At 71.9% G+C, this 16,499-nt stretch carries 18 protein-coding genes; 13 read left to right on the top strand and 5 right to left on the bottom strand.

Going from position 1 to position 16,499, the window contains the following annotated elements; all coding sequences use genetic code 11:
- The first annotated feature begins 56 nt into the window (after positions 1 to 56).
- The 5 genes from JW613_RS35195 to ygfZ all read left to right on the top strand — a co-directional run bounded on the left by JW613_RS35195 (position 57) and on the right by ygfZ (position 4,020).
- On the top strand, positions 57 to 425 hold the full coding sequence (locus tag JW613_RS35195; RefSeq protein ID WP_209215268.1) for a DsrE family protein: 369 nt from the start codon (positions 57 to 59) through the stop codon (positions 423 to 425).
- A gap of 224 nt (positions 426 to 649) precedes the next feature.
- Positions 650 to 1,240, top strand: a complete 591-nt coding sequence (locus JW613_RS35190; RefSeq protein WP_209215267.1) for a heme-binding beta-barrel domain-containing protein — start codon at positions 650 to 652, stop codon at positions 1,238 to 1,240.
- Positions 1,241 to 1,641: 401 nt separating this feature from the next.
- The gene (locus tag JW613_RS35185; RefSeq protein ID WP_209215266.1) at positions 1,642 to 2,427 is read left to right on the top strand and encodes an LAETG motif-containing sortase-dependent surface protein; all 786 of its coding nucleotides are present in this window, start codon (positions 1,642 to 1,644) and stop codon (positions 2,425 to 2,427) included.
- Between the two features lie 77 nt (positions 2,428 to 2,504).
- A complete protein-coding gene (locus tag JW613_RS35180; RefSeq protein ID WP_209215265.1) occupies positions 2,505 to 2,987 on the top strand; it encodes a Fur family transcriptional regulator in 483 nt (160 codons plus the stop codon).
- 19 nt (positions 2,988 to 3,006) lie between these two features.
- Positions 3,007 to 4,020, top strand: a complete 1,014-nt coding sequence (gene ygfZ / locus JW613_RS35175; RefSeq protein WP_209215264.1) for a CAF17-like 4Fe-4S cluster assembly/insertion protein YgfZ — start codon at positions 3,007 to 3,009, stop codon at positions 4,018 to 4,020.
- Positions 4,021 to 4,060: 40 nt separating this feature from the next.
- Here the strand turns inward: ygfZ and dtd are convergent, their stop codons facing one another.
- Entirely contained in the window at positions 4,061 to 4,486 is a 426-nt protein-coding gene (gene dtd, locus JW613_RS35170) for a D-aminoacyl-tRNA deacylase (protein WP_099882407.1), read from the bottom strand.
- 151 nt (positions 4,487 to 4,637) lie between these two features.
- Between dtd and JW613_RS35165 the strand changes: the two genes are divergently transcribed.
- The 3 genes from JW613_RS35165 to JW613_RS35155 all read left to right on the top strand — a co-directional run bounded on the left by JW613_RS35165 (position 4,638) and on the right by JW613_RS35155 (position 7,691).
- Complete coding sequence (locus JW613_RS35165; protein ID WP_180289676.1) at positions 4,638 to 5,189, top strand: RsiG family protein; 552 nt, start codon at positions 4,638 to 4,640, stop codon at positions 5,187 to 5,189.
- Between the two features lie 166 nt (positions 5,190 to 5,355).
- Positions 5,356 to 6,306 carry an asparaginase gene (locus JW613_RS35160; protein WP_209215263.1) on the top strand — a complete coding sequence of 317 codons (951 nt, stop codon included), beginning with the start codon at positions 5,356 to 5,358 and terminating at the stop codon, positions 6,304 to 6,306.
- A 110-nt stretch (positions 6,307 to 6,416) separates the two neighbouring features.
- Positions 6,417 to 7,691 carry a GNAT family N-acetyltransferase gene (locus JW613_RS35155; RefSeq protein WP_209215262.1) on the top strand — a complete coding sequence of 425 codons (1,275 nt, stop codon included), beginning with the start codon at positions 6,417 to 6,419 and terminating at the stop codon, positions 7,689 to 7,691.
- A gap of 226 nt (positions 7,692 to 7,917) precedes the next feature.
- Here JW613_RS35155 and JW613_RS35150 read toward each other — a convergent pair whose 3' ends face one another.
- Positions 7,918 to 8,100, bottom strand: coding sequence for a hypothetical protein (locus tag JW613_RS35150; RefSeq protein ID WP_019354313.1), 183 nt, complete (start codon positions 8,098 to 8,100; stop codon positions 7,918 to 7,920).
- A gap of 265 nt (positions 8,101 to 8,365) precedes the next feature.
- Between JW613_RS35150 and JW613_RS35145 the strand changes: the two genes are divergently transcribed.
- The 4 genes from JW613_RS35145 (at position 8,366) to JW613_RS35130 (ending at position 11,879) form a co-directional block, all read left to right on the top strand.
- Positions 8,366 to 9,232, top strand: coding sequence for a GntR family transcriptional regulator (locus tag JW613_RS35145; RefSeq protein WP_209215261.1), 867 nt, complete (start codon positions 8,366 to 8,368; stop codon positions 9,230 to 9,232).
- 102 nt (positions 9,233 to 9,334) lie between these two features.
- Entirely contained in the window at positions 9,335 to 10,432 is a 1,098-nt protein-coding gene (locus tag JW613_RS35140) for an aminoglycoside phosphotransferase family protein (RefSeq protein ID WP_209215260.1), read from the top strand.
- A gap of 235 nt (positions 10,433 to 10,667) precedes the next feature.
- A complete protein-coding gene (locus JW613_RS35135) occupies positions 10,668 to 11,405 on the top strand; it encodes an HAD family hydrolase (protein ID WP_209215259.1) in 738 nt (245 codons plus the stop codon).
- Between the two features lie 54 nt (positions 11,406 to 11,459).
- A complete protein-coding gene (locus JW613_RS35130) occupies positions 11,460 to 11,879 on the top strand; it encodes an ankyrin repeat domain-containing protein (RefSeq protein WP_209215258.1) in 420 nt (139 codons plus the stop codon).
- A gap of 89 nt (positions 11,880 to 11,968) precedes the next feature.
- Here the strand turns inward: JW613_RS35130 and JW613_RS35125 are convergent, their stop codons facing one another.
- The 3 genes from JW613_RS35125 to abc-f form a co-directional block, all read right to left on the bottom strand.
- Positions 11,969 to 12,727 carry a methyltransferase domain-containing protein gene (locus JW613_RS35125; protein WP_209215257.1) on the bottom strand — a complete coding sequence of 253 codons (759 nt, stop codon included), beginning with the start codon at positions 12,725 to 12,727 and terminating at the stop codon, positions 11,969 to 11,971.
- A 75-nt stretch (positions 12,728 to 12,802) separates the two neighbouring features.
- A complete protein-coding gene (locus JW613_RS35120) occupies positions 12,803 to 13,681 on the bottom strand; it encodes a Vgb family protein (protein WP_209215269.1) in 879 nt (292 codons plus the stop codon).
- 113 nt (positions 13,682 to 13,794) lie between these two features.
- A complete protein-coding gene (gene abc-f / locus JW613_RS35115; RefSeq protein WP_209215256.1) occupies positions 13,795 to 15,444 on the bottom strand; it encodes a ribosomal protection-like ABC-F family protein in 1,650 nt (549 codons plus the stop codon).
- Positions 15,445 to 15,739: 295 nt separating this feature from the next.
- On the opposite strand from abc-f, the gene JW613_RS35110 reads away from it, so the two are divergent.
- Positions 15,740 to 16,499, top strand: a 760-nt coding sequence (locus tag JW613_RS35110) for a TetR/AcrR family transcriptional regulator (RefSeq protein WP_209215255.1), incomplete at its 3' end; no start/stop codon positions are given.

Here is a 16,499-nt window from a genome sequence, read left to right as displayed (position 1 = left end):
CCCCAACAACGGACCGGGTACGAGGGCTGGAGCCCTCGCACTCATATGCTGGCGGTATGGCACATCGGAAGCTCGTCATCAAGGTCACCGCGGGGGCGGACGCCCCCGAACGATGCTCGCAAGCGTTCACGGTCGCCTCCGTGGCCTCCGCCAGCGGCACCGAGGTGAGCCTGTGGCTGACCGGCGAATCAGCCTGGTTCGCCCTCCCAGGCCGCGCCGCCGAGTTCGAGCTGCCGCACGCCGCGCCCCTGCCCGACCTCATGGCGGCGGTCCGGGCGAGCGGTGGCCGTATCACGCTGTGCACCCAGTGCGCCGCCCGCAGGGGCATCGAGGAGAAGGACGTCATCGAGGGCGTCCGGATCGCGGGCGCCCAGCTCTTCGTGAGCGAGATCATGCCCGAGGGCGTGCAGGCCCTCGTCTACTGAGCGCCCCTCGGGAGGCCCCCGCCGAGCACGGCGATTAGACTCGGCTGCGTCACCGAACATCGCGCAAGGAGAGCCACCCCGTGCTTGAGGCATTCTTCACCGCCCTGATGGTCCTGGTCTGCATCGGTACCGTGGCCTTCGCCGGGCTGGCCTTCAAGAAGCTCTACCAGGGCCAGCGCTAGCGCTGACCGCTCGCCCGCCACACTTAGGGATCGACCAGCTCCATGATCGAGATTCCGTCCGACCTCCACCCGGACCTCGTCCCCCTCGCCTTCCTCCTCGGCAACTGGACCGGTGCCGGTGTGGCCGCCCTCGACGCTCCGCAGGACGGACAGCAGGGCGAGGAGGAGCGCAAGTGCAACTTCGGGCAGGAGGTCACCTTCACCCACGACGGCCGTGACTTCCTGGAGTACGTCTCGCACTCCTGGGAGCTGGATTCGGAGGGCAGGAAGGTCCGCCCGCTGGAGACCGAGACCGGGTACTGGCGTGTCGACAAGGACCGCAAGGTCGAGGTCGTGATGATCCGCGACCAGGGCATCGCGGAGGTCTGGTACGGCGAGCTGGCCGAGAAGAAGCCGCAGATCGATCTGGCGACCGACGCGGTGGCCCGGACCGCCGTCGCGGGCGAGTACAGCGGCGGCAAGCGGCTGTACGGCTATGTCAACGGCGATCTGATGTGGGTGGGCGAGAAGGCCACGCCCCAGGTGCCGCTGCGGCCCTACATGTCGGCGCAGCTGAAGAAGGTCGTCGATCCGAAGGAATGGGCCAAGGACGTCGTGGATCTGCCCGACGACGGCATCGCCTTCTTCCGCTGACGGATTTCTTCCGCTGACGATCCCACCCGTGCGAGGGTCCCGCTCTTCCATCGGCGGGCTCCCGTTCCGCCGGCGGTCCCGCCCAGCAGTGGCACGGCGGCGTCTCAGCGGTGTCACGATTGTGAAAGCTGTGAAATAGCCCGTTTCCCCGGGCAGAGTCCAGGAACCCGCTCCCGGCACCCTCGACCCGGGTAGCCGCAGGTCAGGGCAGTTTCCTCACACATCGGGCAGGCGTCATCACACAGAGTTGGCATATTAATGCGTACCCCTGAGTGATAAGAATGGCGTTAATCCATTCACCGGCACGAGCGCCGGCGAGTCCCTGTCGCACGTTCTGCGCCCCCTCGCCCCGCGCTCGGCTGCCATAACGGGGAAAAGGCTCTTCTGTGAATCGTTCTCGCATGACCTCCGCCGCCGCGACCGTCGCGCTGCTCGGCGGCCTGGCCACCACTCAGCTGGCCACCGCGGCAGGCGCGTTCGCGTACGACAGCGGTGCCGAGATGAACGTCGGCCTGACGTCGGGGATCCTCTACGACAAGAACACCGGCAAGGTGATGGGCGACGGCATCGGGGGCAACTTCGGCAACCACGGCCCCGAGGCCGCCAAGGCCACCGTCACGGTGACCGCCGTCAAGAACGTCACGTTCACCGGCAAGCCGAAGGTGGACAAGGGCACGGTCACGTCCTGGAACGCCAAGAAGGTCGTCATCGTGGCCGACCTGGCCGCCGACGGTGACGAGCTGGAGAACATGGACCTTCCGGCCACCCTCTCGGGCAAGAAGCAGACGCTGCGCGCCCAGATCAAGGGCGACAAGCCCGACCCGGACACCAGCAACAACAGCGTCACCCAGACCTACAGCGTGGACGCCACCAAGCCCAAGCCCACCGAGAAGCCGACCGACAAGCCGACGGAGAAGCCCTCGGACGAGCCGACCGAGAAGCCGACCGACAAGCCCTCGGACAAGCCCACCGAGAAGCCTTCGGACAAGCCCAGTGACGACGCCTCCGACGCCAACACCCCGGCGCCTGCGGGTGGTTCCGACGAGGGCGACAGCGGCAAGGGCGACCTCGCCGAGACCGGCAGCAGCTCCAACACGCCGCTGCTCGTCGGTGGCGCGGGCGCACTCGTCGTGATCGGCGGTCTGGCCGTCTTCGCCGCCAAGCGGAAGAAGGCCGGCCAGAACTGACCCTTCTCCCCTTCCGACAGCGCGGGTCCGGGTGCCACGGGGGCACCCGGACCCGCGCCGCTTCTACACTGGACCTCGTGGCTACCACCGACTGGCAGAGCGACCTTCGGGCGCGCGGATACCGGCTGACTCCGCAGCGCCAGCTCGTGCTGGAGGCCGTGGACAAGCTGGAGCACTCCACGCCCGACGACATCCTCGCCGAGGTCCGCCGTACGGCCGGCAGCGTCAACATCTCGACGGTCTACCGCACGCTGGAGCTCCTGGAGGAGCTGGGACTGGTCTCCCACGCGCACCTCGGGCACGGCGCGCCCACCTACCACCTGGCCGACCGGCACCACCACATGCACCTGGTCTGCCGGGACTGCACCGAGGTGATCGAGGCCGACCTGTCCGTCGCCGAGCCGTTCACCGCGACCCTGCGGGAGCGTTTCGGCTTCGAGACGGACATGAAGCACTTCGCGATCTTCGGCCAGTGCGCGAAGTGCGTCGGCGAGGCCGCCGGCTCCGACGGGGGCGGCGGTCGCGACAAGTCCGCCGACGCGGCCGGGGACGCCTCGTAGCCCGTCGTAGGCTGGGCGTATGTCCTCCAGCAGTTCGAGCAACAGCGCCGCCGCTCCCGCCCCCAGCCCGCTGCTGAACCTGCCCGGTGCGGTAGCGGCCGAAGCCCCCGACGAGGGTGTCGCCGCCCACTACGGCGACCTGTTCAAGGAACAGCGCGCCCTGGCCGACGGCACCGGCTTCGTGGACCTCTCGCACCGCGGCGTGGTCACCGTCTCCGGTGCGGACCGGCTCTCCTGGCTGCATCTGCTGCTCACCCAGCACGTGGAGCAGCTTCCGGCCGGGCAAGCCACGGAGGCGCTGATCCTGTCCGCGAACGGACACATCGAGCAGGCGCTCCAGCTCGTGGACGACGGGACGACGGTGTGGATGCACACCGAACCCGGCAAACAGGGCGAGCTGATCGCCTATCTGGAGAGCATGCGGTTCTTCTACCGCGTCGAGATCGCCGACCGGACGCCGGACGTCGCCGTCGTGCATCTGCCCGCGGGTTCCATCGCCGATGTGCCGGACAGCGCCCTGGCCGTGCGGGAGACCTCCTACGGACGTGATCTGTTCCTGCCGCGCGACCAGCTGACCGACTTCGCCGCCTCGCACGGGCCGGCCGTCGGCGTCCTCGCCTACGAGGCGCTGCGCGTGGAGGCGCGGCGACCGCGGCTGGGTATGGAGACCGACCACCGGACCATCCCGCACGAGGTGGGCTGGATCGGCTCCGCCGTGCATCTGGAGAAGGGCTGCTACCGCGGGCAGGAGACGGTGGCCCGCGTCCACAACCTGGGGAAACCGCCGCGGCGGCTGGTCTTCCTGCACCTCGACGGGAGCGAGGTGCGGGTGCCGGTGCACGGCGACGCGGTACGGCTCGCCGCCGAGGGCCTGGAGGGCCGGCAGATCGGGTTCGTCACCACCACGGCACGGCACCACGAGTTGGGGCCGATCGCGCTGGCACTGGTGAAACGGAACGTCGATCCGGACGCCCAGCTGATCGTCGGCCCCGACGCGACCGCGGCGGCACAGGAAGTGGTCGTCGCTCCCTAGGGACCCCCTAGGGACCCCTGGGAGCCCCCTGGGAGCCGCCTCACACCTCCAGCAGCACCGTGAAGGGGCCGTCGTTCGTCAACGACACCTGCATGGCGGCGCCGAAGACACCCGTGGCGACGGTGGCGCCCAGCGCACGCAGTTGGGCGACCACCTCGTCCACCAGGGGTTCGGCGACATCCCCGGGCGCCGCGCCGTTCCAGGTCGGCCGCCTCCCCTTCCGCGCGTCACCGTAGAGAGTGAACTGGCTGATCACCAGCAGCGGCGCCCCGATGTCCGAGCACGACTTCTCCTCGTGCAGGATCCGCACCGACCACAGCTTCCGCGCGAGCTGTGCCGCCTTCTCCTTCGTGTCGTCGTGCGTGACTCCGACCAGCACGCACAGGCCTTCGCCGACTATCCGACCAACGGTCTCGCCGTCCACGGTGACGCTCGCGCCGTCCACTCTCTGCACCACTGCTCGCATGCCGCCATGATGCCGTGCCGCCGTTCGGCGGGGCGTACGGCGGCCGAACGGGGGTGAGGAACAGTGCGAGCAAGCGGCACAGAGTGGCACGATGCGCACACGCGGTGCGTTCAGCAGGTACCGCGCAATGGGGATGAGGGGACACAAGCCCATGAGCACAACCGGAGCGGGCCGGTCCCGGACGCCGCGACAGTCCGGGGCCCTTGAGGCGCTGCGTGAGCCGGAGCAGCCGGACCTGCACACGCTGTGCCTGCGCGAACTGCGGGCCCTGCGACGTTCGGCACAGCAGGACGAGGCGGATCTCAGCTATGTGCGCAGACTGCTCCAGGGGCGCATCGACATCCTCCGCGCCGAACTGGCCCGGCGCTCTTCGGCCGGTTCTCCGCTGCTGGATCTGCTGCCGCAGATCCTCGCCGACAGCCCGCCCAGCCACCGTTCCTCGGCCCGGCATGTGACACTCGCCGCACCCCGCAGCGAGGAGTACCGCACCCTGGCCGAGGAGATGCTGTCCGAGGTGGAGCTGAGCGACCTGGAGGCCCGTACGGACAGCGAGCTGCACGACGCGATGGCCCGGCTGATCCGCTACGAGCAGCAGGTCTCGCGCCGCCGCCAGTCGTTGCAGCACACCGCCGACGCGTGCAGCACGGAGATCGCCCGACGGTACCGGGAGGGAGAGGCACAGGTGGACGACCTGCTGCCGTGACCGGGAGCCGGGAGAGCGGGCCGGGAGACAGGGGCCGGGGAGACAGGGCCCGGGGCCGGCAGACAGGGGTGTCCGTTCTGCGGCGCGGCGGGTCCGGTTACGGTGAAGGGTCACATTCGTCTGCCCCGCACGCCACGCACGGCGTTCACCACCGGAAGGTCCCGAGATGCCCGAGATACTCCCCGTGCTCGCCGAGGTCGTCAGGTCCGGCTTCACCGAGGGGCAGCACAGGGGCTCGCTGGTGGTGCTGGCGGCCGACGGAAGCGTCACCTGCGCGCTGGGCGACCCCGAGGCGCCGGTCTTCCCGCGCTCCGCCAACAAGCCCTTCCAGGCGTCCGCCGTGCTGCGCTCCGGTCTGGAGCTGTCCGGCGAGCGGCTGGCGCTGGCCGCGGCGAGCCACTCCGGGGAGGGCTTCCAGCTCGACCTGGTCCGCACGATGCTCGCCGAGCACGGACTGACCGAGTCCCATCTGCGGTGCCCCGCCTCCCTCCCGCTGGACGAGAAGGAGGCCGAGGCGTTCCTGGCGGCCGGCTCCACCCGGACCCCGCTGGCCATGGACTGCTCGGGCAAGCACGCCGCGATGCTCGCCGCCTGCCAGGCCAACGGCTGGCCGGTGGACAGCTATCTGGACCCCGACCACCCACTGCAGAAGCTGGTCCGCGAGGCGCTGGAGGAGGCCACCGGCGACCCGGTGGCACACATCGGTGTGGACGGCTGCGGCGCGCCGCTGATGGCCGTCTCGCTGACCGGGCTCGCCCGCGGCTTCCGCGCGCTGGCGCTGGCCTCCGCCGGAACGCCGGAGGGACGGGTGGCCGAGGCGATGCGCGCCCACCCCGAGTACGTGGGCGGCACCCGGCGGCACGACACCTGGCTGATGCGGGAACTTCCCGGTGCCGTCAGCAAGATGGGAGCCGAGGCCGTGCAGGGGTTCGCGCTGCCGGACGGCAGCGCGCTCGCCCTCAAGGTGGAGGACGGGGCGACACGCGCCCTGGGCCCGGTGCTGGCGCGGGCGCTCTCCCGCCACATGGGGGTCAGCTCGCCCGTTCTGCAGCGGATCGCGACGGCTCCGATCCTGGGCGGCGGCGTGCAGGTCGGCGAGGTCCGCGCGGCGTTCTGAGGGCGGCGTTCCGGGGGTCGGCAATCCGGGGGCGGCAGTCCGGGGGCGGCGTTCCGAGGGCGGCGGAAATACGGGTGCGGGGCGGAACCGCGTCCGCCTAGCGTGAGCGGATGCCGAACCCCGTCGAGATCCGTACCCTGACCGGCCCCGACGAGCTCCCGGAGTGGCTGCGCGCCGTCTCCACCGGTTTCTTCCGCTCCCCGACCGTCGACGACGCGGAAGTGGCGGTCCGCAGGCAGGGCATGGCCCTCGACCGTACGCAGGGCGCCTACGACGCCGGGCGCTGCGTGGGCACCTTCCGTACGACGCCGCAGTCGATGACCGTCCCCGGGGGAGCGCAGCTGCCCGCATGTGCGGTCACCAACGTCACCGTCTCCCCCACCCACCGGCGGCGCGGGCTGCTGACCGGGATGATGGCGAACGCGCTGGACGCGGCCAAGGAGCGGGGCGACGCCTTCGCCAGCCTGATCGCGGCCGAGTACCCAATCTACGGGCGGTACGGCTTCGGTCCGGCGGCCTGGACCACCGAGTGGGAGGTCCAGGTCGCCCGTACGGGGCTGGACCGCCGCTACGCGGGCCCGGCCGACCTGGGGGATGACGGCAGCATGGAGCTGGTGGACGCCGACGGCTTCCGCACGCTGCTGCCCGCCGTCCATGAGCGGTTCCGTACCGGGCCGCAGCGGCAGGGCGCCATCGACCGCGACGAGAAGTGGTGGCAGGTGAACACCGGCGCCCTGCGCTTCCCCGGCGACGGTTTCGGCTCCCCCTTCCACGCCGTCTATCGCGACGCCGACGGTCAGCCGCAGGGCGGTGTGACCTACACCTCCGACGACGTGTGGCGGGCCAAGCAGCCCGAGCAGACCGTGACGGTGCAGGACCTGTTCGCCACCACGGCCGCCGGTGAGGCGGCGCTGTGGCGGTTCGTGCTGGCGATGGACTGGGTGCAGCGAGTACGGACGGGCCTGCGCGCCCCGGACGACGTGCTGCCGCTGCTGCTGCCGGACCCGCGTGCGGCCCGTACGGTCACCCACGCCGACTGGCTGTGGATACGCCCGTTGGACGTGCCGCGCATGCTGACTGCCCGTACCTACCCGGCCGAGGGCACGCTGGTGCTGGAGGTGCGCGACAAGAACGGTTACGCGGGTGGGCGCTTCAAGCTGGAGGCGGCGGCCGGTCCGCGCGGCGGGGCACGGTGTGCGGCCACCAGGGAGGACCCGGAGCTGTCGCTGGACGTCTCCGAGCTGGGCGCTCTGTTCCTGGGCGACGAGTCGGCCGTACGGCTGGCGACGCTGGGCCGGCTGACCGAGCACCGGAGCGGCGCGCTGGAGCGGGCGGAGCTGATGTTCCGTACGGCACGACGGCCGTGGTGCCCGGACGTGTTCTGAGACGGCGCCCGCAAGGGGGCGCGGAGAGTGCGCGACCAGACCCATGGCAACCCGCCCGCAGCCTGCGGACGTCGGACAGGGGCCGCCCCCCCAGCAGCGCGGCGCGGCGCAGCGCTGCGGAGAGGGAGAACAAGTGCCGTCGTCAAGCCGCCTTCCCCATGGCGTGGGTTGATGGGAGGGGAAGGCGGCATGACAGCGGCCGCGGGTCGGACACCGGTCCGGGCGGTCAGGGGTGGAGCAGCAGGGTGGCGAGCACCAGGGCTCCCGCGGTGCTGCAACCGGTGTGCCGGGCCTTGAGACCTATGCTCAGCAGCAGGAAGCCCACGAGGCCCAGGACCCCGTAGCGCACCTGGACGAGCTGTTCGAAGGCGACGACGGCGATGGCTACGGCGAGTGCGAAGAACGGCATGGCGGTCCCTCCTTCTCAGGCACGAGAGGAACGGCTGTGCTGGGAGTGCGGAGTTCGCCCATGCGTCATCGGACGGGCGGATGGCTCAGGGCCGACCAAGAGGATGGGTGGTGCTGAGTCGAGCCGGCTGTGACTTCTCTGCGAGGTTGTCCGCCAGGTAGAAAAGTTGGCGACCAACTCGCTTACTACATTCCCACTTGTCCACCATCTGGAAACATCTGGCAGACAACTAACGCCCGGTGACCTGAAGTTGTATGGTCAATCCGTGACCAGGAAGCCGACCTCCGTAAGCGGCCGCCGTCCGCGCGAAGTGGTCGCTGACACGCTCCGTGAGCGCATCCGGACCGGCAAACTCCGGCCCGGCGCCCGCCTCCCCACCCAACGGGAGTTGGAGGCCGAGTTCTCCGTAGGCCGCAGCGCCGTACGCGAGGCCCTGGCCGCCCTCACCCAGGAGGGCCTGCTGGAGAACGTGGGCCGTGGTGCCTCACCGACCGTGGCCGAGTCCACGCACCACCCGGACGCCCCGCGCAGCGCCGGGGTGGAGCTGGCCGACCGCCTCCATGAGGCATTTCAGGCCGAGGACGTCGCCGTCGACGCCTTCTCCCTCACCACCGAGACCCTCAACAATGCTCTCGCCTGGCCCGTCCGGCAGGTCATGGACCACCAACTCACCCCCCGCTCGGTCACCGCACGCGTCCTCATCCCCAGCCTGGAGGCCCGGCTGGCCCTGCCGCGGCTGATAGACGACCCGGAGGACCCCAAGCCCCGCGAGCGGCTGCACCAGATACAGACCACCTACGTCAACGCCCTCAGCAACTCCCTGAACTCCCTCGCCCAGTTCGGCACCGAGGTGACGCTGACCGTCCGCACCGTGCCCCTCACCCCCACCCACAAGCTCTATCTGCTCAACGGCGACGAGGCCCTCATCGGCTACTACCAGGTCGTCAAGAACGAGGAAGCCGCCTTCGAAGGCGAGCAACTGGCCCTCTACGACGTCCTCGGGCTGACCGCCAAACTCTTCCGCTCCACCCGGGGGCCGCAGGCACGGGACGAGCAGGAGAGCAGCTTCGTGGAGGAGTCGCAGGAGTTCTTCGACTCCCTGTGGACCACCATCGCCGTTCCCTTCGGGTGACCGGCGAGGGAGCCGCGAGAGGTCGGGGAGAACGGCCCGGTACAGTGCCCGCACCCCGGTGATCTCCGTGGCCGAGCCCGACCGCCCCCGAGGACAGCGCCGATGACCTCCCCCGCCCTGCGACAGGCCGCGACGATCGGCGCCGTGGACGGACCGCTGGCGGGCTACCACCGCGAGTGGTACGTGGTCCGCCCCCAGGGCGAGCTCACCCGGCTGGGACGGGTCAAGATCGGCGAACCCCGGGAGGGGGCGCTCTGGTTCGACCGGCGGTACTTCGCCTCCGAGGACGAACTGCTGCTGGAGCTCGCCCGGCTCGGCGTACCGCGCGTCCCCCCGGTCCACCGGGTCCGCTCCACCGGCACGGTCTTCCACGGGTTCGTCGAGGGCCGCACCCTCGCGGCCCTCTCGCCCCGCGGTCACCCCGTCGCCCCCGCCCACCTGCGGCAGATCATGGAACGGTTCGCCTCACTGTGCCGACTGCGCCCCGGCGACGTACGCGCCCGCCGACTGCGGCCCGACGAGGGTGGCGCGGCCGACCAGCCGGGGGCCGGGCACAGCGACAGTTCACTCTTTCTGCGCGGACTGCTCGCCTTCACCCGCGAGCGCGCCCATCGCGCACGCCTCCCCCGCTTCGGCCCGCTCTTCGCCCGGCTCGGTGTCCCGCACGACGCGCTGGGCCCCCGCTCCCGGACGGCCACCGAGGCCGCGCGGCTGACCGACCGGCCCGGCTGCCTGCTGCACGGGGACCTGCACCGGGCCAACTTCATCGTCGACCCGGCCGGCACGCTGTGGACCATCGACTGGGAACTCGCCTCCTACGGCGACCCGCTCTACGACCTGGCCACCCATCTCCATCTGATGGACTACCCGGCCCGCCAGCAGGCAGCCGTCGTCGAGGAATGGCGGCGGACCGTCACCCCGCTGCTGCCCGGAGCCGACGCCGGGCTGGCGGAGGACCTGCCGCGCTACCTCGACTACAAGCGGGCCCAGTCCGTCTTCACCGACGTGGTCCGGCAGGCCGTCGCGGTCAGCGCCGCCGTCGGCTCCCCCGACTTCGCAGGCCAACTGGCACAGGCGGCCAAGCTGGTGCACGACGTACTCGTACGGGCCGCCGAGCCGCTGCAGCTGTCCGACGTACCGAGCGCGGGCGCCGTCGAGTCGGCGTACGCCGACTTCTGCACGACGCCGGGCAACCGCTAGGCGCCCCGCAGGCAACCGCTGGGCGTCCGCCGGACGACCGCTCCGCGTCGGTCGGGCGACCGCCGGCGCCCCCGTCCGGCGGAGGGGCGCCGGTGGCGGACCGGAACCACTGCCCAGGGGCGGGGGAGCCTGCGACAATCACTGCCTGCCCGGCCGCGGGGCAAGAGCGCCGACACCGGCTCCGGCCCAACGGCCCAGGAACAGGGACACACGGGGACACACGGGGGTACAGAGGATGGTGGCGGCAGTGGAGCGGGAGATCAGCTCGGCGCAGTGCGTGATATTCGACTTCGACGGCCCGCTGTGCCACCTCTTCGCCCGGCGCACCGCCGCCTCGGTCGCCGACCGGCTGCGCGAGGCCTACGCCACCGCCCCCGACGGCACCCCCCGGACATGGCCCGAGACCACCGACCCGCTGCGACTGCTGACCGCCGCCTTCGAAGGCGCCGCCCCGCTGCCGCAGGAGAGCGCCCTGCGGATGGAGCACTCCCTGTCGCTGGAGGAGGTCGCCGCGGCCGAAGTGGCCTTCCCCACCGGATACGCCGACACGCTCGTACGGACCCTGCGCGCCACAGGACGCACGGTGGCCGTCGCCACGGACAACTGCGCCGACGCGGTGGAACGTTACCTCGCCAAGCGCTCACTGCTGGAGGCCTTCTCCGTCGAGGGGCGCCCTTCAGGTGCCCCCGGCCGGGTGTGCGGCCGCGTCTGCGACTCGGCCGGCCCCCGCCTCAAGCCCGACCCGGACTGTGTGCTGCGCGCCCTCGAGTCGACGGGCGCCGACGCCGCGAAGACGGTGATGATCGGGGACTCCGCACGTGATGTCGCAGCGGCACATGCCGCAGGAGTCGGCTTCGTGGGCTACGCCCGCAACGAACGCAAAGGGCGGGAGCTGCACGGCGCCGGTGCCGAATGGGTGGTGCCGTCGCTGCGCGAGGTGTTGCTCACCGTCGACCCACTGGCCCATGTGTGAACGGGGCACGGGCCAAAGCCGACCTCGGTCCCCTTCCCTCCGTACGCTGGCCCCATGAGTGACGCACCCACCCCCGCGAGCGACGAACCCGCACACGACCCCGAGGTCCTCGAACTGGCGCAGAAGGTCTTCGACCTGGCCCGGCACGGCGACACCGACACCGTCGCCGCCTACGTCAAGGCGGGCGTCCCGGCGAACCTGAGCAACGACAAGGGCGACACCCTCGTCATGCTGGCCGCCTACCACGGCCACCCGGAGACCGTCCGCGCCCTCGTCGCCCAGGGCGCCGACCCCGACCGCACCAACGACCGGGGCCAGTCCCCGCTCGCCGGTGCCGTCTTCAAGGGCGAGGAAGAGGTGGTACGGGTCCTCGTCGAGGCAGGCGCCGACCCGCACGCCGGTACGCCGTCCGCCGTGGAGACCGCCCGCATGTTCGAGAAGCGGGAACTGCTCGACCTCTTCGGCGAGCAGTAGCCCCCGCTCAAGCCCCCGCCCAGAACGTGCGGGGCGGGCGGGGCGGGCGGGCTGACGGGCCCAGAGGTCCGGCGGTCCCGGGGCGGGGGTCAGACGGCTTTGCGCGCTTCGATGAGGGAGCGCGCCGAGTGGGCGACGAACGGGCCCTCGGCCTCGATCCGGTCGTGCAGCTCGCGCAGGCGGTCGTGGTAGCCCTCCACCGTGAAGTCCGGAACCATCCACACCACCTTGCGCAGAAAGTAGACGACCGCTCCGATGTCGAAGAACTCCATGCGGAGCCGCTCCGAGCGCAGGTCCACCACCTCCAGCCCGGCTGCCTCGGCCGCCGCCCGCTCGTCCTCGGGCCGCCGGTGCTTGCGACCCTCCGGCTGGGGGCCGAGGAAGAACTCCACCAGCTCGAACACGGAGGCCGGACCCACATGCTGGGCCAGATAGCTGCCGCCCGGCTCCAGCACCCGGGCGATCTCGGACCACCAGGGCCGTACCGGATGACGGCTCACCACCAGGTCGAACGCGCTGTCGGCGAACGGCAGCGGCGGTTCTCCCGTGTCCGCGACGACGACCACCCCGCGCGGCCGCAGCAGCGCGGTCGCCTTGGCCGCGTTCGGCGGCCACGACTCGGTCGCGGCCATCACGGGCGGCAGTCTGTCCGCCTCCGCGAGCACCTCGCCACCACCGGTCTGGATGTCGAGCGCGGCGGAGGCGGTGGCCAGCCGGGCGCTCATCCGCCGCTGGTACCCCCAGGAGGGCCGCTCCTCGGTCGCCCGCCCCTCCAGCCAGGAGAAGCCCCAGCCGTCCACGGACGCCGCAGCGGCCTCCGCCACCAGCTCATCGAATGAACGCGCCATCCCGCCATCCTCGTGGGCCCACACCGGCCGGGCCAACCGGTTTACCGCCGAACCGGTCGGAGCGTCGCCGTACCGTCAGCGCGTCCCCGTACCCACCCGCACCACCTCCCCGAGCTCCAGGGCGACATAGACGGCACCGTCCGGGCCGACGGTGAGGCCGTGCGGCTCCGATCCGGGAGTGGGCAGCGGATGCTCCACGATCCGGCCGGACGGGGCGCGGGCGGCCATCCGGTTCGCCGCCCACTCGGTGACCCAGCAGGTGCCGTCCGGGCAGACGGCCACCGCGTGCGGTCTGGAGCCGCGGTCGGGCAACGGGAACTCCTCGACACGGCCGTCCGGGGTGATACGGCCGAGCTGGCCGGCACCGATCTCCACGAACCACAGCTCTTCGGCGCCGGCGGCCATCCCCACCGGTGCGGCGCCCCGGGTGGGCAGCTCATACAGGGTGACGGCGCCGTCGAGCGCGATGCGGCCGATCGCGTCCGCCTGGTTCAGCGTGCACCACAGCGCGCCGTCCGGCCCCGCCACCAGAGCGGAGGGAAAGCATCCGTCGACCGGCAGCGGAAACTCGGTCACCTCGCCTTCGGTGGTGATACGGCCGATGCGGTGCGCACTCGTCTCCGTGAACCAGAGGGCACCGTCCGCGCCCGCCGCGATACCGAACGGGCCGCATTCCGGCGTCGGCAGGGCGAACGACCCGGCCTGCCCGTCCACCGTGATCCGGCCGATGCGGTGGTCCCTGGTGCGGGTGAACCACAGGGCGCCGTCCGGGCCCGGTGTGATCACCGTCGGGCCGCAGTCGGTGGCGTCGAGCGCGTATGTCGTCGTCCGGCCCTCCGGAGTGACGCGGGCGATGGCGCCCGCTGCCACCAGCGTCACCCACAGCGCCCCGTCGGGGCCGGTGACGACGTCGTAGGGGCCCGCTTCGGAGCCGAAGGCGGCCGTGGTCGTCATCGTCACCGCCTCCGCCACCGCGTCGGGCTCGACGGCGGGGGCGGGTGGACCGGAGACGGCGGGCGGAACGGATGTGGCGGACGAGACGGGGCTCTGTCGGTCCGGGCCCGGGCTCACAAGCGGCTCCTCTCCTCGGCCGTCCCCTCGGGGAGCGGCGCGCTCGGTTCTTCCAGGGTGAGATGCGCGCCTCGCCAGCGCTGCCGCAACCGGCGGTCGTGGCTGACGACGACCAAAGCGCCGTCGTAGGCGTCCAGTGCCGCTTCCAACTCCTCTACCAGCGCGGGCGAGAGGTGGTTGGTCGGCTCGTCCAGCAACAGCACATCGACCGGCTCGGTCACCAGCCGGGCCAGGGCCAGGCGCTGCCGCTGGCCGGTGGAGAGCCGGGCCACCGGCACGGACAGCCGCTCCGCGTCGAACAGCCCCAGGGACAGCAGACGTCGGGCGTGCTCCTCCGGTGGCCCCGGGCGTCCGTGCGCATAGGCTTCCAGCAGCGTCGCCCCGCCGTCGCCGGCGATCTCCGGCTCCTGGGGGAGATGGCCGATGCGCCCTCTGCGGGAGATCCGGCCGGTGTCGGGCGCCAGCTCTCCGGCCAGGACGCTCAGCAGCGTGCTCTTGCCCGCGCCGTTCGGTCCCGTCACGAGCAGTCGCTCACCGGCGGAGACGGTCAGCCCCGTACGGGCCAACCTGCCCCGGACGCCCACCCCCTCGGCGTCCAGCACCGTGCCGCGCAGCCCGGCGCCACGCAGGGCCGGGGCGGCGAAGCGCAGCGGCGTCGGCGGCGGTGGCACCGGGTCCGCCAGCATTCGGCGCAGCCGCTCCTCCGCGTTGCGGACCCGACTGGCCAGGGATTGCTGGACACGACCGGCGGCCCGGTCGTAGGCCATCTTGTTGCCGTCCTTCATCGCCCGGCCGGGTGCCACTCTGCGGGCCGTGGTGGCCGCGGTCTCACGCAGCCGCTCCGTCTCGTCCCGCCAGCGCTCGTGCGCCTCGGCCCAACGGTGGCGCGCTGCGGCCTTCTCGGCCAGATAGCCCGCGTATCCGTTGCCGTAGCGGACGACCTGGCGGCGGTCGGCGTCCACCTCCAGCAGCGTCGTCGCGACACGTTCGAGGAAGGTGCGGTCGTGCGAGACCGCGACCGTGGTGCCACGGCGCGCCCGCAGATGCTCTTCCAGCCAGCGCAGCGCGGCATCGTCCAAGTGGTTGGTGGGCTCGTCCAGCAGCAGCACCTCGGGGCTCGCTGCCAGCAGCGCGGCCAGCCGGAGCCGCACCCGCTCACCGCCGGAGAGGCCGCCCACGGTGCGGGCACGGGGCAGCAAGCCCAGCCCGAGTCCGTGCAGGGCGCGTTCGACACGGGCCTCGGCCTCATAGCCGCCGCGCACTTCGAAGACGGTCAGCAGCTCCCCGTACTCCCTGAGAGCCGACTCGTCCCCGTCGGCCATCGCCGTTTCCAGTGTGCGCAGCCGCCGTTCCATGGCGCGCAACTCGCTCATCGCGCCGTCGATGACCTGCTGCACCGTCAACTCCCCGGGCAGCACTTCCTCCTGCGGGAGATACCCGACACCGCCGTCGGCGTGCAGGACGATCTCACCGCCGTCCGGCTTCTCGCGCCCCGCGAACAAGCGGAGCAGCGTCGTCTTGCCGGAACCGTTCTCCCCCACGATCCCGGCGCGCTCACCCGCCGGGAGCGCGCAGCTCACTCCGTCAAGGACGGTCCGGCCTTCGTACGACTTCGTGACGGCCGAGGCCGTGATCTGGGTAGGCATACGTGCTCTCCAAAGCGATCGGGGCTGAGGCGGCCAGGGGGGACCGCGGGACCGGGTGAACGCTCTGGTTGAGCATCGGCAACTCCTCTTCCGCGTCGCGGCATGCGCGACGAATGCGACCTCGTACCGACCGGCGAGCTTTACAGCGACGCCTGTCGCGTTAAGATAGTGACACGGCGAGACCGCCACGGCAAGGGGATATCGCGAGCGGGGCGGGGAGCGGGGTCGGAGCAGGGGCCGAGCGGGGCGGAGCAGGCCGAAGCGGGGCCGGACGAGAAGCGGAGATGAGCGCGGAATGACTGCGGGAAGGTCCGGGGAAGAGACCGGGAGCCGGAGCGGACCGGAGGCCGACGGCGGCAGCGCACACGGCTTCGGCAACGCGTACGGCAGCGGCAACGACGGCGAGAACGGCAGCGGCGACGGGCCCGAGGCCGCGGGGTCTCCGCCTCCCGGTGCCCGGCGACCCGGCGGGCGGACGGCGCGCGTCCGCGAACAGGTGCTGGGGGCCGTCGGTCCGCTGCTGGTGGAGCACGGGTTCGACGGCCTGACCGTCGACGCCGTCGCCGCCCGCTCGGGTGTGCACCGCGCGACGGTCTACCGCCGCTGGCGGGATGTGGGCGGGCTGCTCGCCGACGTCCTCGACGCGGCGGGCGACGACGGCTGGCGCCCGGCCGACACCGGCTCCCTGGAGGGCGATCTGCGGGCGCTGAACGAAGAGGTGCAGGAGGCGCTGACGGAGGAGCCGTCCGTCGCACTGGCCCTGATCGCCGCCTCGTTCCGCTCGGAGGAGGCGGCGCGGGCGCTGAGACGGTTCTGGGAGGAGCGGTACGCGCGCTGCGAGGCGGTCGTGGGCCGGGCGGTGGAGCGCGGCGAGTTGAGCCCGCCCGTCGACGCGCGGAAGCTGGTGGTGAGTTCGACGGCTCCCCTCTACCACCAGCGGGTGCTGCTGCACTCCGAACCGGATCCGGGGCTGCCCGCCGAGGCCGCCCGCACGGCGGCGCTCGCCGCGCGGGCCGGCGCGTTCAACGGCGCCCCCCCCCCCCCCCCCGCCCCCC

Source organism: Streptomyces smyrnaeus (assembly GCF_017676345.1).
In the GTDB taxonomy this organism is placed as follows: domain Bacteria; phylum Actinomycetota; class Actinomycetes; order Streptomycetales; family Streptomycetaceae; genus Streptomyces; species Streptomyces smyrnaeus.
Note: the sequence above shows the minus strand (reverse complement) of the source record. Positions and strands in the feature narration are given on the sequence as shown.

Bases quoted from the DNA above. Each gene is read 5' to 3' on its own strand.
- ygfZ (WP_209215264.1), top strand. From the start codon at position 3,007: ATGTCCTCCAGCAGTTCGAGCAACAGCGCCGCCGCTCCCGCCCCCAGC.
- JW613_RS35135 (WP_209215259.1), top strand. From the start codon at position 10,668: ATGGTGGCGGCAGTGGAGCGGGAGATCAGCTCGGCGCAGTGCGTGATA.
- JW613_RS35155 (WP_209215262.1), top strand. From the start codon at position 6,417: ATGCCGAACCCCGTCGAGATCCGTACCCTGACCGGCCCCGACGAGCTC.
- JW613_RS35140 (WP_209215260.1), top strand. From the start codon at position 9,335: ATGACCTCCCCCGCCCTGCGACAGGCCGCGACGATCGGCGCCGTGGAC.
- JW613_RS35120 (WP_209215269.1), bottom strand. From the start codon at position 13,681: ATGACGACCACGGCCGCCTTCGGCTCCGAAGCGGGCCCCTACGACGTC.
- JW613_RS35165 (WP_180289676.1), top strand. From the start codon at position 4,638: ATGAGCACAACCGGAGCGGGCCGGTCCCGGACGCCGCGACAGTCCGGG.
- JW613_RS35150 (WP_019354313.1), bottom strand. From the start codon at position 8,100: ATGCCGTTCTTCGCACTCGCCGTAGCCATCGCCGTCGTCGCCTTCGAA.
- JW613_RS35190 (WP_209215267.1), top strand. From the start codon at position 650: ATGATCGAGATTCCGTCCGACCTCCACCCGGACCTCGTCCCCCTCGCC.
- JW613_RS35125 (WP_209215257.1), bottom strand. From the start codon at position 12,727: ATGGCGCGTTCATTCGATGAGCTGGTGGCGGAGGCCGCTGCGGCGTCC.
- JW613_RS35195 (WP_209215268.1), top strand. From the start codon at position 57: ATGGCACATCGGAAGCTCGTCATCAAGGTCACCGCGGGGGCGGACGCC.
- JW613_RS35160 (WP_209215263.1), top strand. From the start codon at position 5,356: ATGCCCGAGATACTCCCCGTGCTCGCCGAGGTCGTCAGGTCCGGCTTC.
- abc-f (WP_209215256.1), bottom strand. From the start codon at position 15,444: ATGCCTACCCAGATCACGGCCTCGGCCGTCACGAAGTCGTACGAAGGC.
- dtd (WP_099882407.1), bottom strand. From the start codon at position 4,486: ATGCGAGCAGTGGTGCAGAGAGTGGACGGCGCGAGCGTCACCGTGGAC.
- JW613_RS35185 (WP_209215266.1), top strand. From the start codon at position 1,642: ATGACCTCCGCCGCCGCGACCGTCGCGCTGCTCGGCGGCCTGGCCACC.
- JW613_RS35130 (WP_209215258.1), top strand. From the start codon at position 11,460: ATGAGTGACGCACCCACCCCCGCGAGCGACGAACCCGCACACGACCCC.